The 14,989-nt window shown below is 44.0% G+C and carries 19 protein-coding genes; 14 read left to right on the top strand and 5 right to left on the bottom strand.

The genetic code is table 11. The annotated features are described in order from the left end of the window. Positions 1-12 precede the first annotated feature (12 nt). The 4 genes from MHB63_02660 to MHB63_02645 all read left to right on the top strand — a co-directional run bounded on the left by MHB63_02660 (position 13) and on the right by MHB63_02645 (position 4,828). Positions 13-1,881, top strand: a complete 1,869-nt coding sequence (locus MHB63_02660; protein ID MEK3805489.1) for a sensor histidine kinase — start codon at positions 13-15, stop codon at positions 1,879-1,881. Then, positions 1,856-3,352 (top strand): response regulator, encoded by a 1,497-nt coding sequence (locus tag MHB63_02655; GenBank protein MEK3805488.1) that lies wholly within the window; start codon positions 1,856-1,858, stop codon positions 3,350-3,352. The genes MHB63_02660 and MHB63_02655 overlap by 26 nt, the downstream gene beginning before the upstream one ends. Positions 3,353-3,403: 51 nt before the next feature. Then, positions 3,404-4,417: a S66 peptidase family protein gene (locus tag MHB63_02650; GenBank protein MEK3805487.1), complete on the top strand. Its 1,014-nt coding sequence runs from the start codon at positions 3,404-3,406 to the stop codon at positions 4,415-4,417. Between the two features lie 105 nt (positions 4,418-4,522). Further along, on the top strand, positions 4,523-4,828 hold the full coding sequence (locus MHB63_02645; GenBank protein MEK3805486.1) for a DUF3784 domain-containing protein: 306 nt from the start codon (positions 4,523-4,525) through the stop codon (positions 4,826-4,828). A gap of 6 nt (positions 4,829-4,834) precedes the next feature. Here MHB63_02645 and MHB63_02640 read toward each other — a convergent pair whose 3' ends face one another. Both MHB63_02640 and MHB63_02635 read right to left on the bottom strand, forming a co-directional pair. Further along, a complete protein-coding gene (locus tag MHB63_02640) occupies positions 4,835-5,152 on the bottom strand; it encodes a membrane lipoprotein lipid attachment site-containing protein (protein ID MEK3805485.1) in 318 nt (105 codons plus the stop codon). 109 nt (positions 5,153-5,261) lie between these two features. After that, positions 5,262-5,444, bottom strand: a complete 183-nt coding sequence (locus MHB63_02635) for a YolD-like family protein (GenBank protein MEK3805484.1) — start codon at positions 5,442-5,444, stop codon at positions 5,262-5,264. A gap of 205 nt (positions 5,445-5,649) precedes the next feature. Here MHB63_02635 and MHB63_02630 point away from each other — a divergent pair, with 205 nt between their 5' ends. The 4 genes from MHB63_02630 (at position 5,650) to MHB63_02615 (ending at position 9,822) form a co-directional block, all read left to right on the top strand. Beyond that, a complete protein-coding gene (locus MHB63_02630; GenBank protein ID MEK3805483.1) occupies positions 5,650-6,462 on the top strand; it encodes a uroporphyrinogen-III synthase in 813 nt (270 codons plus the stop codon). A 531-nt stretch (positions 6,463-6,993) separates the two neighbouring features. Then, on the top strand, positions 6,994-8,079 hold the full coding sequence (proB, locus tag MHB63_02625; protein MEK3805482.1) for a glutamate 5-kinase: 1,086 nt from the start codon (positions 6,994-6,996) through the stop codon (positions 8,077-8,079). A 15-nt stretch (positions 8,080-8,094) separates the two neighbouring features. After that, positions 8,095-9,342 carry a glutamate-5-semialdehyde dehydrogenase gene (locus tag MHB63_02620; GenBank protein MEK3805481.1) on the top strand — a complete coding sequence of 416 codons (1,248 nt, stop codon included), beginning with the start codon at positions 8,095-8,097 and terminating at the stop codon, positions 9,340-9,342. Between the two features lie 54 nt (positions 9,343-9,396). Next, on the top strand, positions 9,397-9,822 hold the full coding sequence (locus MHB63_02615; protein ID MEK3805480.1) for an OsmC family protein: 426 nt from the start codon (positions 9,397-9,399) through the stop codon (positions 9,820-9,822). A 61-nt stretch (positions 9,823-9,883) separates the two neighbouring features. On the opposite strand, the gene MHB63_02610 is transcribed toward MHB63_02615, so the two are convergent. Together MHB63_02610 and MHB63_02605 are read right to left on the bottom strand one after the other, a co-directional pair. Next, the gene (locus tag MHB63_02610) at positions 9,884-10,225 is read right to left on the bottom strand and encodes a DUF805 domain-containing protein (GenBank protein MEK3805479.1); all 342 of its coding nucleotides are present in this window, start codon (positions 10,223-10,225) and stop codon (positions 9,884-9,886) included. 102 nt (positions 10,226-10,327) lie between these two features. Next, a complete protein-coding gene (locus MHB63_02605; GenBank protein MEK3805478.1) occupies positions 10,328-10,687 on the bottom strand; it encodes a helix-turn-helix domain-containing protein in 360 nt (119 codons plus the stop codon). Positions 10,688-10,860: 173 nt separating this feature from the next. Here MHB63_02605 and MHB63_02600 point away from each other — a divergent pair, with 173 nt between their 5' ends. From MHB63_02600 to MHB63_02590, 3 genes are all read left to right on the top strand, one after another. Then, positions 10,861-12,069: an MFS transporter gene (locus MHB63_02600; GenBank protein MEK3805477.1), complete on the top strand. Its 1,209-nt coding sequence runs from the start codon at positions 10,861-10,863 to the stop codon at positions 12,067-12,069. Between the two features lie 100 nt (positions 12,070-12,169). Further along, the gene (locus MHB63_02595; GenBank protein ID MEK3805476.1) at positions 12,170-12,520 is read left to right on the top strand and encodes a DUF4181 domain-containing protein; all 351 of its coding nucleotides are present in this window, start codon (positions 12,170-12,172) and stop codon (positions 12,518-12,520) included. Between the two features lie 13 nt (positions 12,521-12,533). Beyond that, positions 12,534-12,725: a DUF1272 domain-containing protein gene (locus tag MHB63_02590; protein ID MEK3805475.1), complete on the top strand. Its 192-nt coding sequence runs from the start codon at positions 12,534-12,536 to the stop codon at positions 12,723-12,725. Between the two features lie 15 nt (positions 12,726-12,740). Here the strand turns inward: MHB63_02590 and MHB63_02585 are convergent, their stop codons facing one another. Further along, complete coding sequence (locus MHB63_02585; protein ID MEK3805474.1) at positions 12,741-13,295, bottom strand: hypothetical protein; 555 nt, start codon at positions 13,293-13,295, stop codon at positions 12,741-12,743. Positions 13,296-13,378: 83 nt separating this feature from the next. On the opposite strand from MHB63_02585, the gene MHB63_02580 reads away from it, so the two are divergent. The 3 genes from MHB63_02580 to MHB63_02570 all read left to right on the top strand — a co-directional run bounded on the left by MHB63_02580 (position 13,379) and on the right by MHB63_02570 (position 14,978). Next, a complete protein-coding gene (locus MHB63_02580; GenBank protein MEK3805473.1) occupies positions 13,379-13,714 on the top strand; it encodes a hypothetical protein in 336 nt (111 codons plus the stop codon). 182 nt (positions 13,715-13,896) lie between these two features. Continuing rightward, positions 13,897-14,268 (top strand): MerR family transcriptional regulator, encoded by a 372-nt coding sequence (locus tag MHB63_02575; GenBank protein MEK3805472.1) that lies wholly within the window; start codon positions 13,897-13,899, stop codon positions 14,266-14,268. 17 nt (positions 14,269-14,285) lie between these two features. After that, the gene (locus MHB63_02570; protein MEK3805471.1) at positions 14,286-14,978 is read left to right on the top strand and encodes a zinc metallopeptidase; all 693 of its coding nucleotides are present in this window, start codon (positions 14,286-14,288) and stop codon (positions 14,976-14,978) included. Positions 14,979-14,989: the final 11 nt, after the last annotated feature.

Here is a 14,989-nt window from a genome sequence, read left to right as displayed (position 1 = left end):
GCAGGTGTCCTCATGGCAGGAAAAATAAAAACGAAGATCTTCGAAATGTTCCTCAAACTCTCATTGCAGCAAAAATTCATCGCCTTATATATTTTCATCATCATGATTCCAGTCGTCGCATTTACCCTGATCTACACAAGGCAAGTGGATGAAAGTGCGATAAAGGACATTACAACGAAAAATGAATATCTCCTTGAAGTAGAAAAAGTTCATATTGAAAACAATATCGAATCGATGAGGAGAACGGCACAGATGGTTGTCTCTGATAATGAATTTATCGATTTTGTGAAATCAAGAGATGAGACAAATGTGGACGATCTGCTGAACTTTAAAATGAATGCGTTCTCAAATGTATCAAGGCTTCAAGTGAATAATCCAACCATTGAAAACATTCACCTTTACACAAACAATCCCTTCGTAAACGAAATGTGGCCGATCCTTTTCAGTGAGGAGCGGATTGCTGATAAGCCATGGAAGCAGGAAGCCATCGACCGCAACGGCATGGAAATGTGGTGGTATGAACAGCAGGATTACGATATCCTCGGACGCTATCCATACCGGGCGAATGCCAAGATTTCAGTCTTGCGGGAGCTGGATTACCCGAAGGATGAACACTTGGGCATCATCGAAATCAGCATGCTTCAAAAGAACTTTTTCCCGAAAATGTTCAGCACGGTTGACGCAGGTGATTCTGCGATGATGGTCATTGACCAGAACAGCAATTATATCGTCAATCCTGATAACCGCTTTTTAAAAGAAAATGAGATTCGTATAGATACACTGACAAGCCACTTTGAAAAAGAAAAGAAGAAAGAATCCTTCTCTTTTTATTATGAAGACCATGAGCTTCCCATCCTTGTGGGAGCTGTCTATATTGAAGCAATCGACTCCTATATGCTGAGCCTGGTCTCTCTTGAAACGATTTTTGCAGATACAGAAAACACAAGAAATCTTGTCCTTGGGGGAATTGTGTTCCTCGTGCTGATTCTCTCCTTTTTAACATACAAAATGATCTCGTATTTGCTCAAAGAGATGTACAGGCTGATGAGCACGATGAAAAAAGCAGAAGCTGGTGACTTCGGTGTGAAAGTCGAGGTGGATGAATACAGCGAGATCGGACAGCTTGCCTATCATTTCAGAAGCATGCTGGCAAAAATCAACCGCCTGATTGCTGAAGCCATTCATAAAAATGCGGTAACAAAAGAAGCGGAGCTTAAAGCTCTTAAAACGCAAATCGATTCTCATTTTCTATTCAATACACTTGAAAACATCAAGATGATGGCTGAAATAAAAGGAGATTACGAGACGTCCGATGCCGTGACATCACTCGGTTCCATGATGCGCTACAATCTGAAATGGAAAAACGATTTTGTGCTGCTTCAGGAAGAACTGACGCATATCAAGCATTATATTGAAATTATGAATCTGCGGCTTGAGAACAGGCTGACGCTAAAAGTCGATGTGCAGGACCACCTGCTGGCATCAGAAGTGCTGAAAATGTCTCTTCAGCCAATTGTGGAAAATTCGGTCAAGCATGGTCTGATTCCATTGCTTGCTGAAAAGCAGGGCGTTATCAAAATAAGTGCAAATAGAATAGACAGCGGAATCTTGATCGAGATAGAAGATAACGGGACCGGTATGAATGACAGGGAGAAAGAACGCCTGTCTGAAAAAATCACAGCAGGACAGCATACCGAAACGCTTCATGGGTCAGGAATCGGGCTTGTAAATGTAAATGAGCGGCTGCTCTTGCATTACGGAACCGATCATGGACTTCAATTAGAAAGCAAAGAGGGAGCTTTTACAAAAGTTTCATTCCTAGTACCAGACTTGCAGACAAAGGGGGACTTGCAGCATGTACAATCTGTTAATAGCGGATGATGAATCAAATATACGCCTTGGCATTAAAGCCATGATTGAACGGGAATTCCCGAGCGAAATCAATACCTTCCTTGCTGGAGACGGGCTTGAGGCACTGGATATCATGAGCAGGGAACAAATCGATCTTCTCATCACAGATATAAAAATGCCTCGCATGAACGGAATTGAGCTGATCCGCACCCTGCAGGAAGCGGACAAAAAACCAATCCTGATCATTTTAAGCGGATATGACGATTTTGAATATACAAAGGCAGCCATTAAATGCAAAGTAAAAGATTACCTTTTAAAACCAGTGAACAGAAACGAGCTGTTTCAGACCGTCCGCAGTTCGATGGAAGATTTGGAAAAGACAAAAACACTCGTTCAGCAGGAACAGGAAGAGGAACAGCTCAGACAAATTCAGTACATCCTGCTGAATCCGCTCCTGTCAAAAGAACGGATCAAAGAAATCTGCGGGCAGTCAAAGCTTGAAGCTAAGAGCGGACACTATTTCATTGCCGTTATGAATCAGGGGAGAAATCTCTTTGAAAAGGCAGAGCAGGTGCTGAAAAAAGAAATCCTGTTCCTGGACCAGAAAGACCGGACCGTCATTCTGACAGAAGATCAGACTGTTCTTGATTTGCTTAAGCAGCACATCCCTGAAGCAGAGCTGGGCTGCAGCGGGCAGAAAACCGATTTTTCAGAGATCAGAGAGGCCTATCTGGAAGCAGCAGAGGCATGCAAATATTCGTTTGTCCACCCGAGACACTCATATATTGATTACAACACGGTAACATCTAAACCTGCAGCAGACATGCTTCCCATAGAAGAAATCAAGAAAATCAAAAACATGCTCGGAACAATCAGAGAACAGGAAATCAAGTCTCTTCTGTTGAAAGTTCTAGATCACGAAAGGATTACGTCCTATTCAATCGATTATCTTGAGAGTATCCATCACGAAACAAACAGAATCATCTATGAACCTTTTTTTGAGCGGTTCGGAGAAGAATCAAAAGCCGCATTTAAAAAGCTGTCCCATATGGAGGACCTCTACAGCTTCCGCGATTTCTATCATTATTTTCATGAAACACAGGAATTGATCCTGAGGCTTCATGAATATATGAAGCAGCTGAGGTCGATTTCAACTGAACAAACCTATATGGAACAGGCACTTGCATTTATCGGTGAAAACTATCAAAAAGACTTGAACCTTGCAGTTGTTTCCAATCACATATCCCTGAACTACTCTTACTTCAGCCATGTGTTCAAAGAAAATACGGGTCAAAATTTCGTCGATTACCTGAAAAAAGTCCGCATTGAAAACAGCAAGCGACTGCTTCAGGATCCTGACTTGAAAATTTTTGAAGTGAGTGACAGGGTCGGCTACAAAAACCCTAAACAATTTGCGCGCGTATTCCGGGAGCTTGAAGGCATTTCCCCGAAAGAGTTCAGGGAGGCGGCTGGTATTTCAGCCGCCAAGGAACAGACATAATCTTATTTTCCAGGAAATTTAATCGTTCAAATCCATCGGGAGGCAGATAAAATGATTACATATCCAATGTTAAAATCGAATGCCGTAATAGGAGTGACCGCACCGTCGTCAGGTGTGCAGCCGGAGTTGCACGGTCTTTTAAAACAGGCTTCGGCGAGAATGGAATCCAGGGGATATACAATTATCACAGGTGAAACAGCCTGGACCCAGGATAAAGCAAAATCCGCACACGCAGCAAAACGCTCAGAGGAATTTAATCAAATGATGCAGGATGATCGAATTGACTTCATTCTTCCTCCGTGGGGCGGAGAGCTTGCGATGGAAATGCTTGAAGGTGTTGATTACGATGCGATAAAGGAAAAATGGATTTTGGGATACTCCGATGTCAGCGTGCTTACACTGGCCATTACCCTCAAAACGGGGATGGCAACAGCTCACGGCACGAATCTGATTGATTTAAGAGGAGAATTGTCCGACCCAACCACTGCGATGTGGGAAACTGTGCTGAAAACTGAAAGGGGAGGAAAAGTAACTCAGACGTCCTCTGAAAAATATCAAAAAGAGTGGCAGCACGAGAACCCGACACCTCATGTTTATCATCTGACAGAACCAACCGTCTGGAAAACAGTGTCCGGCCAAGATGAACAGGCCAAAGGACGCCTGCTCGGAGGCTGCATTGATGTGATTAAGCATCTGGCAGGCACGCCGCTTGGTGATGTTAAAGCCTTTTCCGAAAAACATATCGCCGGCGATCCGATCCTCTGGTATTTTGAAAACTGCGCGCTTTCCGCAACGGATTTGCGTATATCGCTTGTCCAGCTGAAAATGGCCGGCTGGTTTGAAAATTGCTCAGGGATTCTATTTGGCAGAAGCCCGGCCAACCATCCTGTAGAGGGGTATACGGCAGAGGATGTATATGAGGACCTTGCATCAGAACTTGGGGTCCCTGTCATCTATGACATTGACTGCGGACATCAGCCGCCTCAGCTGACCCTGATTAACGGTGCTTTTGCGGACGTGACAGTGGAGAACGGAAAAGGGATTGTTGTTCAGGAGTTTAGATGATGGAAGAAAGCATGCCTTTAATAGGTATGTTTTTTTCTTGTTTATCCGGAACTTTATTCCGTTTCAATCGTATAACACTTATCCATTCCAGAAGGGGGAGTGCAGATGATATCCTACCTGATCATGGCCCTTTTCATCATAGCCGGCGCGATGCTCTATCAGGGGAAATGGGCGAATTTAATAGCAGGGTATAATACGCTTTCTAAAGAAGAAAAAGAAAAATATGACACGCCTGCTCTTTGCAGGTTTTACGGAAAAATGATGTTTGTCATCTCGTTCAGCATCCTTCTGTGGGAGATTGGCGACGCACGTGGAAGCCTGCTGATTTTTATGTTCGGCACCTTGCTGTTTATTGCTTCTGTTGTTTTCACACTTGTCTATTCGAACAGCGGAAGCCGCTTCAAAAAGTAAGCTGCCTTATTCGGCAGCTTTAAAAACTTCTATTTTTTCTCCCTTTTTCACTAGAATCACATCCTCTTTCTCTTTGGCGCGGTACAGGACTGTCCCTTTATCGAGATAATTCGACCAAAAATTCTGCGATGGTTTAACACTTGCATCCAGTTTATTTGAAATCGTCCCAAGCTCTATTCCAAGCGAATACTGTTCAGACAAACCCTCTGCATAATAATCTTTTCCATCTGCCATAAGCAGAGCTGCGTATGACTGGTTGTTCTCCTGCTGACTGCAGCCGGCGAGTACGGTATAAATAAATGCGGCAAAAAGAATCTTTCTCATTTTTTCCTCCTTCTGGAAATGGCGTGTATTGAAGTAGACGGAGAAAAGAGGATTTCGTTTCACCTGAGACACAAAAAAGAGCATCAGTTTTTGATGCTCTTTTCAGTTCTTAATAAATTTCTTTAATTCCCGCCAGCCTGATTGAAAAGACATTCTTATCTTCGTCTTCAAGTGACAGGGTCTGATCGCTCAAATCGAGATTTCGGACGCGGCCTTTCAGTGTCTGGACTGCACCGTCGATGTAATAGTTTACCGTTACAAGCTTGTTGCGCCTCAATGCTTTTAAAATCATGTGAATGTCTCCTTCCGTTTTGTGTTTATTTTAAGGGTAGTAGTTTAAAGTGTAATCGCTTTCTGTGAGTATATTCCTATTATACTACAGCTTTGTGAAAGCGATTACATGAAATTTGAACACTTTGTGAAAAAAAACACATTGAACACGTTCAGCTCACATGATACCTTTAATAAAAAGATCGCAGGAAATGGGGACTCACAGCATGGGAAGAGGATTACAAGGAAAAAAAGTTGTGATTGCAGGATCGAGAAAAACAGATGAAATCAGTACGCTGATTAAAAAACAGGGAGGGATTCCGCTTGTCCGCTCTCTGCAGGGAACCGTTTTTCTGGCTGAAGAGCAGGTGGAACCTGATCTTCGCAAGTACATAAATGAGGGTGCGGACTGGACCATCCTGACGACAGGAATGGGAACAGAAACGCTGGTGAAGCTGTCCTATCAGCTGGGGGAGGAAGAAGCCTTTTTAAGACAGCTCCGCGAGTCGAACATTGCTTCAAGGGGATACAAGACCTTCGCTTCGCTCAAAAAGCTTGGATTGACGCCATTAAAAAAAGATGATGATGGAACGACCAGGGGCCTTGTCCGGGCTTTGGAAAATGAAGATTTTTCCGGAAAAAGAGTCATGGTGCAGCTCCACGGTGAAACAGCGCCTGCTCTAATTAAGTTTCTTGAAGAAAAAGGGGCATCTGTCCATCAGCTCCTCCCGTACCGTCACATTTCACCTGATGAAAAAGCCGTCAGCCTCCTTTGCGAAGAACTGAAAGCTGGAGAAATTGACGCGGTATGCTTTACCGCTGCCATCCAGGTTCGGGAATTTTTTCAGTATGTGAAGGAGCATGATTTAACGAAGGATGTACTTGAAGTCTTCAAAACGCGCACACTCCCTGTAGCTGTCGGAAAAATTACTGCCGAAGCCCTTACAGAGGAAGGTGTAGAGAATCCCCTCGCTCCTGATCTTGAACGAATGGGTGCGATGATTATCGAACTTGCCAATTATTATGAAAAAAACAATTGACATAAGCCTTCCGACTGCGCATAATATATAAAAATCAATGAACGCTGAAGCGGGACTAGTATGCGGGACTTTGTGCAAAAGAGAGCGGGGTTTATAAGCTGAGAGACCCCGCAGCAGCAAAGCCGCAGAACCTGCCTGCCGAGTCCTGTGCCAAACACACAGGCGCCATCAGCCTGGCGTTATCAGGCAAAGCGGGATGCCACGTGCATCCAACCAAGGTGGTACCACGGAGAGCAAAGCCCTTTTCGTCCTTATTTTACAGGACGGGGAGGGCTTTTTTTATTTCTTAGGCAGAAGCTGAGGGGTCAAAAAACGGTGTAATTTAACCCCTTATTCAAAGAAGCATCAGCTGAAAGGTCATAAGCAGGTAAGATATGAGCCTTCAAACAAAAAAGCAGGAGCTGAAAAGTCATAAGCCGGCCAAATATGACCCTTCATACTAAAAAACATCAGCTAAAAGGTCATAACCCGTCGGCACTTCTGCCCAATAAACTCTTCCATCCCCTACTAAACTAAAGGAGGCCAACCCTCATGAAAAAACGGATTGTTGTTAAAATCGGGAGCAGTTCTCTTACGAACAGGAAAGGTGAAATCGATCAGGAAAAGTTCACCGATCATATTGCAGCGCTTGCGCGGCTCAGACAGGCAGGGCATGAAGTGCTGCTCGTTTCATCGGGAGCTGTTGCGGCAGGTTTCCGCAGGCTTGGCTATCCGGCCAGACCCCTTACGCTTAAAGGCAGGCAGGCGGCGGCTGCTGTCGGCCAGAGCCTGCTAATTCAAGCGTATATGGCTCAGCTTGGGGCATACGGCTTTGTTCCTGCCCAGATTTTGCTGACCCGGACAGATTTTTCATCAAAAGAGCGTTACAGAAATGCTTTTGCAACGATTCGTGAATTGCTTGACAGGGGCATTATCCCGATCATCAATGAAAATGATACGGTTTCTGTTGAGGAGCTGACGTTTGGCGATAATGACATGCTGTCTGCCCTTGTCAGCGGGCTTGTTCAGGCAGATGACCTCGTTATTTTAACGGATATCAACGGACTGTATGACAAAAATCCGCGCGATCATGCTGATGCGAAAAGGTATGAACGTTTGACCGGCATTACGGATGAGATGATGCTCGGAGCGGAAGGGGCGGGATCTTCAGTCGGAACCGGCGGGATGAAATCCAAGCTTGCTGCGGCGAAAACAGCCATTGAGCTTGGTGTATCCGTTTTTATAGGTACGGGAAAAGGTGATGATAAGTTCATCCGCATCTTGAACGGTGATGGTGACGGGACCTATATAGAAGCCCGCTCTTTCCTGAAAAGCAGTAAACAGTGGATTGCCCTTCATTCTTTAGTCAAAGGGAAAATTTTTATTGATGAAGGAGCAGAGTCTGCCCTCATTATGAAGGGGAAAAGTTTATTGCCTGCAGGTGTTTGTGACATTTCGGGAACATTTGAAACCGGAGACGTTGTGGAAGTTCACGGACCGAACGGGATGCTCGGTAAAGGAGAGGTTTTTTGTTCCTCTGAAACGTTAAAGCAGGTAATGGGAAAACGGACAAAAGAAGCAGGAGCTGTGCTTGCGTCCATCGAAGTGATACACCGCGACCGATGGGTCAAAGCGTGAAACGGAGGGATAACCATGAGTGAAGTGATGAGGAAAGGGAAAATTGCCAAGGCTGTCAGCTATGACATGATGCAGGTGCCGACCGAAGAAAAAAACCGTGCGCTGGAACTAATCGCAAGGCAGCTGGAAGCGGAGTGTGATTTTTTAATAAAAGAAAATCAAAAAGATATTGAGGCAGGAAAAAAAGCCGGCATGACGGATTCCATCCTGGACCGCATGCTGCTGACTGAAAAAAGAATTGATGATATGGCTCTTGCCATCCGCCAGTTAATCCGCCTGGAGGACCCTGTCGGAGAGGTGCTTGAGACGATCCAAAAAGAAAACGGGCTGCTTATTCAGAAAAAACGAGTGCCGCTCGGCGTGATCGGAATGATTTATGAAGCCCGGCCTAATGTGACGATCGACGCTGCAACCCTGTCGCTCAAAACAGGAAATGCGGTTATTTTAAGAGGCAGTTCTTCTTCCATCCATTCAAATAAGGCACTCGTCAGCGTGATTCACCGCGCTCTTGAGCAGACATCCATTCATCATGAAGCGGTTCAGCTGATTGAAGACACAAGCAGAGAAACAGCCAAACAGCTTTTCACGCTAAATCAATACTTAGACGTTCTTATTCCGAGGGGCGGGAAGAACCTGATCGACACCGTCGTGAGAGAGTCTTCTGTACCTGTTCTCGAAACAGGTGCGGGCAATTGTCATCTTTTTATCGACGAATCGGCAGACCCTGAAATGGCAGTAAGAATTGTTCTGAATGCAAAAACGCAGCGTCCTTCTGTCTGCAACGCAATTGAATCAATTCTAATACATGAAAAATGGCTTGAGCAGCACGGGAAAAACATGCTGCAGTCCCTGCATGATCATTCCGTTGAAATCATCGCCGATGACCGCATCGTGTCACTTTTTCCTCAGGCAAAACCGGCAAGTGAGGAAGACTGGGCCACTGAATATCTGGCACTGACCGCCAGTGTAAAAACAGTGAAAAATACAGATGAAGCAATTAAGCACATCAACACATACGGAACTAAGCATTCGGAAGCCATCATTACAGAAGACCTGAAAAATGCGCATGAATTTCAATCCCGCGTTGATGCGGCAGCTGTTTATCACAATGCATCGACCCGTTTTACAGATGGCTTTGAATTCGGCTACGGTGCGGAAATCGGCATCAGCACGCAAAAACTGCATGCACGGGGACCGATGGGATTGCCGGCGCTGACTTCGACAAAGCACTACATTTCGGGAAATGGACAAATCAGGGAATAGAAGACGGACGTTGAGAAAACATAAAGAGACCAACGACACGAAGGAGAATTAGCTATGGATACGTCAATTAAGTGGAATGGGAAAATGAGCTTCTCCGGCAACACCCCGTCCGGACACGAAGTGAAAATGGATGCCTCAGAAGAAGTGGGTGGAGAGAACACCGGAGCAAGGCCGACCGAGCTTCTGCTTCATGCGGTTGCCGGCTGTACGGGCATTGATATCATCAGCATCCTGCAGAAAATGCGTCTCAATCCGTCCGCATTTGAAATGGATCTCACCGGCACAAGAGCAGAGGACCATCCAAAACGGTTTACAGCCATTCATATTCATTACAAACTGGAAGGCGATCTTCCTGAAGAAAAAGTGATCCGGGCCATTCAGCTTTCCAAAGATAAATACTGTTCCGTCTCACAATCCCTCAATGCTGAAATTACAGCTGAGTACTCGATTAACGGAGTAAAGGGCAGCAAGACCATGTAAAAAAGCGAAATCCTGAATAAGGGATTTCGCTTTCATTTTGCTTTCACAGAGTCCGTTTTTCTTATTTCGGACTTGGACCGTACTTGTTAGCTCCAGGCTCACTGTCCAAACAGTTGAAAACAAGCAGGACAATTCCGCCGATAACCGGGATAAGGCTGATTAGCAGCCACCAGCCGGTTTTGCCGATGTCATGCAGTCTGCGCACAGCAACACCAAGTGAAGGCAGAAGAACAATAAGAGAATAAATGATAACGAGAACAGACTGTATTCCAGTCATATATTCAACAATCGTTAAAAGAATTGTCACAATAAAGTTGAACAGAGTGAACATCCAGTATTCTTTGCGTCTTGCGCGGCCTTGAAACACCGCATATTTCTTAATAACGTCTAGATACCAATGCATGTGATTTCCTCCTTTCTCAGAAAAATGAACGACTTATTAAATATACCATTTTGTTCTAACATTAAAAGCAAAAAAAAACGAAACCCCTGAGTGGAATTTCGCTTATTTATTCAAAATGCTTTCTTCAAGCACCGCTGATTTATCACCGTACACCTTCGTGATGTGATTTTCTCCCCAGGCGCAAAGGGAATCCAGAATGCTTTGCAGGCTCCAGCCGTATTCACTTAATTCATACTCCACTTTCGGCGGAACTTCTGGATGGACAATCCTGTTGATCACGCCGTCATCTTCAAGCTCGCGAAGCTGCTGTGTGAGCATTTTTTGCGTAATGTTGGGCATGAGTTTTTTCAATTCATTTGTCCGTCTCTTGCCGTGGGTCAAGTGACAGAGGATGACGCATTTCCACTTGCCCCCGATAATCTCAAGAGTTGCTTCTACGGGAATGTTGTATTTCTTCTCCATCTAAATCCTCCTATTTAATAGGCACCAAAAAGTGCCTACATAACTTTTTAGTTCCTACAGCACTTGAAAGTACGTACTTTTCATTATGTTCGATATATCTCATAATAACATTTGCCGGCTGATCTTTACCATACACGTTTTAAAATAAATATCAATTTTCAGGAGGAGAAAAAATGAGCTTAGATAAAAAAAGAAGTATGTGGGCGCTGCTTGCCCTGGCAGTCAGTGCATTTGCCATCGGAACAACGGAGTTTATCAGTGTCGGCCTGCTGCCGATGATTGCAGAGGATTTAAATATACCTGTTACAACAGCAGGTTTGACTGTCACCCTTTATGCGGTCGGAGTCATGTTCGGGGCACCGGTCTTAACATCTTTAACGTCAAATATGTCACGTAAGACGCTACTCCTTTGGATTATGATTGTCTTTATTCTTGGAAACAGCCTTTCAGCGGGAGCATCAAGCATTGAAATGCTTCTTGCGGGACGCGTGATTGCGGCACTGTCGCATGGTGTGTTCATGTCGATTGGTTCAACAATTGCAGCGGACCTTGTTCCTGAAGACCGCCGTGCAAGTGCGATTTCTATTATGTTTACAGGTCTTACCGTCGCGACAGTAACAGGCGTACCGTTCGGAACCTTTATCGGCCAGCAGTTTGGTTGGAGACTTGCGTTTATCGTCATTATTCTTATTGGTATTCTTGCTCTTATCGCAAACAGCATTCTTGTTCCATCTAACTTGAAAAAAGGCAACCGCACGACGTTTGGCGATCAGCTGAAGCTTGTGAAAAACGGCCGTCTGCTGCTTGTCTTTTTAATAACAGCCCTTGGATACGGCGGAACATTTGTCGTTTTCACTTATCTGTCACCGCTTCTTGTGGAAGTCACTGGTTTTAAAGAAAGCACCGTTGCCATTATTCTGCTTGTATACGGAATTGCCATTGCCATCGGAAACATGATCGGCGGCAAGCTGTCCAATAAAAATCCGATTAAAGCTCTTTTCTATATGTTTATTGCTCAGGCTATTGTTCTTTTTGTCCTGACACTTACAGCACCATTTAAAATTGCAGGATTAATCACCATTTTAGTTATGGGACTGTTCGCATTCATGAACGTTCCGGGTCTTCAGGTTTACGTCGTAATGCTTGCAGAACGTTTCGTCCCAAGTGCCGTGGACGTTGCATCTGCCATCAACATTGCTGCATTTAACGCAGGAATTGCCATCGGGGCCTTCCTGGGAGGCATCATCACAGACTCCATCGGTTTGATTCACACAGCCTGGATCGGCGGTGTGATGGTCGCAGGTGCAGTGATCCTCACTGGATGGAGCCGTGCACTTGAAAAGAAAGATCAAAAGGTTCAAGGCCATAAGATGGCTGGATAATTGTGGTGCCCAGGGAATATGCCCTGGGCTTTTTTATCTGAATAAATTTAAGATATCCTCATTGCTTTATTTTGTAATATAATGGATGTGGAGGGATAAAATGCTGAAATTTCTGCTATTTATAATGTTAGTGCTCTTATATATTACTTTTTCTGAAAAGTTGATAAGACGAAAATTGGGAATACCGAAACAAAGGGGCTTCTTTTATCATAGCACGAACAGGATCCAAAGGTGGACAGAAGGAACCTTAATTGTACTTTATGCAGCCGGTCTGATGATTTTTGAATTTTCACCTTTATTTATTACAGTCTGGGTCAGCTTCTTTTTAGGAGTAAGGACATTCATGGAATGGAAATTTGAACGAGAAGAAAGAGAATATATTTTGAGTCTTCATGCTGCCGCCACCTTTCCTTTAGTGATTGCGGCAGGCTATTGGATAAATTCAATATAAGGGAGAGGAATCTATGGCTTTAGAAATGAAAACATCATGTCAAAGGTGTACAGAAGACCTGACAAATAACTCCTCTGCCTACATATGTACATACGAATGCACATTTTGCCATGAGTGTACGGAAGAAATGGAATTTGTCTGCCCGAATTGCGGCGGTGAACTTGTGAAACGGCCAAAGAGCGGGAAGGTGGGAGGTGTTCATTAAGAACACCTTTCTTTCTTACTCTCCAGTAAAGGCAATCGAGTGATGCTTCACTTTTTGCAGAAACAAGCTGTAATTCGCAGTAAAGTGTTTGTCTTTTAATAAGGAGACACGTTCTCCGTCTTTGAATCCAATTTCAATAACGGAAGGTTCTCCATTTTCCCTGGACAAATGAAAAACAGCGCTCTCCACTTCATCCCATGTGTACTGATGCTGTTCAAGACTAATCCCGCTGCTGTAGGAAATTCCTTCATCACTGAGCTGTTTATGCTGAATAGCTCCGAATGTAAACGGCACAATGCTGAGGAACACAAGAATTATACCTGACATGATGGAAGTGCGATCCGCTTTTCTGAAAGATGCAATCAAAGCGGCAAGTCCCCACATCAGAAATCCGGTTCCATACAGAAGGTACGTTTCAGTAGAAAGCTGGATAAACCACGTCAGATTTGTCGCATACAGCACATCCGCAACCATAAAAGGGAAGAGAATAGATGCGTAGGGAATCAGGATGAGAATGAGGAAACCAATTACTCCGAATACATGTTTCTTTTCATAATTCTTGTAGTTCATAGTCACGCCCTCCTTGTCTTAAATAAGTATACGCAGAAGAATCTGTTTAAGTTTCAGAATATTTAAATATAAGGAGCTTTACTATGAAAAATACCATTCTGCCGTTTGCTTTGTTTTCCTTGCTTATAGCTGGATGTTCTGTTGAAGAATCAGACGGCTATCAAGAGGTAAGAAAAGCAGGGTGGAACTTCATGAAACAGAATCAATGGGAAAAGCGGACCAATGGCGACTGGGAACATGCGGAAGTGGCAGCGTACACGGTGAATAAGGGGCAAGCACAACTAATGGACGAACAGTACATAGGCAAAGAAGTTATTAGAGTGGAGTTTGAGGACCGTGAGAATACGGCTGTGAGTGCACCTGTTATTCTGGTAGATCAAGAAACGAATAAAGTGATTGGGTATATACCTGGAGAATAGTAGAGGTATTCAAGGTTATTGAAAAAGACAACATAGAGAAGGGATGACAGGAACAGACTTTTGACAATTTTGCGAAGTCTGTTCCTTTTAGTTGTAATCATAAACTGTCACACATATAATAAAACCATCACGTTACGGTTAGGGGGGATTGACTTGGGGCTGAGAAACTGAAAATTGGAGAATTGGCTGAAATTACCGGTGTGACTAAGAGGACAATTGACTATTACACAACACTGGGTTTACTGAAAGCGGAACGTTCTCCTTCAAATTACAGATACTATGATCATTCCTCAATAGAACGAATTGCTTTTATTGAAAAAAGCAAAGCAGAAGGGCATTCTCTTGAAGAGATTAAAAAAAGGGTCATCAGCCGTTTTTCGGAGGAAGTGGATGTGCTTGAGCTCCGCCTTAAAATTCAGGGGCTGGAACAGGACGTCACAAAAGCACTCGAACAGCTGAAAGAGTCAGATCCTGAAAAGTATGAGAGTCTTAAAAAGAATATATCAAGTGAAAGCTTGTCATTAATTCAGTCATTGCTTCTGCTCTTACATTAATTAATGGAGGGAAAGAAATGTTTTTTCATCCGATGGATTTCCTGATTCTGATTGCATTGGGAATTTCAATCTGGGCACAATTCAGAGTGAAAGGCAACTTTAAAAAGTGGGCGGAAGTCCCGACACGCACTGGTTTATCAGGTTTTGAAACAGCACGAAGACTTCTTGACAGAAACGGTTTACATCATGTCCCTGTAGAACCTGTGAGGGGAATGCTGTCAGATCATTATGATCCGGTTCAGTGCGTTGTGAGACTGTCAGAAGATGTTTATTATGGAAGGTCTATTGCATCTGTTTCCGTGGCTTCACACGAAGTCGGCCATGCGATACAGCATAAAGAATCATATAAAGCTCTCGTTTTCCGCCACAAACTTTTTCCATTAACGAACCTGGCATCAGGAATTGCCCCATTCCTTTTTGTCGGGGGCATGCTTCTCCAGCAGCTTTCACTGATTGGAATCGGGATTATCTTTTTTTCAGTGGCAGTGGCCTTTCAATTAATTACGCTTCCTGTGGAGTTTGATGCAAGTAAACGTGCCAGAAATCTGATGATCTCAGACGGCATCTTGTACAACGAGGAAGAAAAAGGCGTGAAGAAAGTACTGAATGCAGCCGCTTTAACATATGTTGCAGGTGCGATGATGGCTCTCTTTGAGCTAATTAAATTTGTCATGATTTTTGTGCAGGGAAGTCAGTCAGAAGAAGGCTGAAACTAAACAAA

The organism is Bacillus sp. FSL H8-0547, from assembly GCA_038002745.1.
Classification (GTDB): domain Bacteria; phylum Bacillota; class Bacilli; order Bacillales; family Bacillaceae; genus Bacillus_P.
This window is presented reverse-complemented; position numbering and strand designations above follow the sequence as displayed.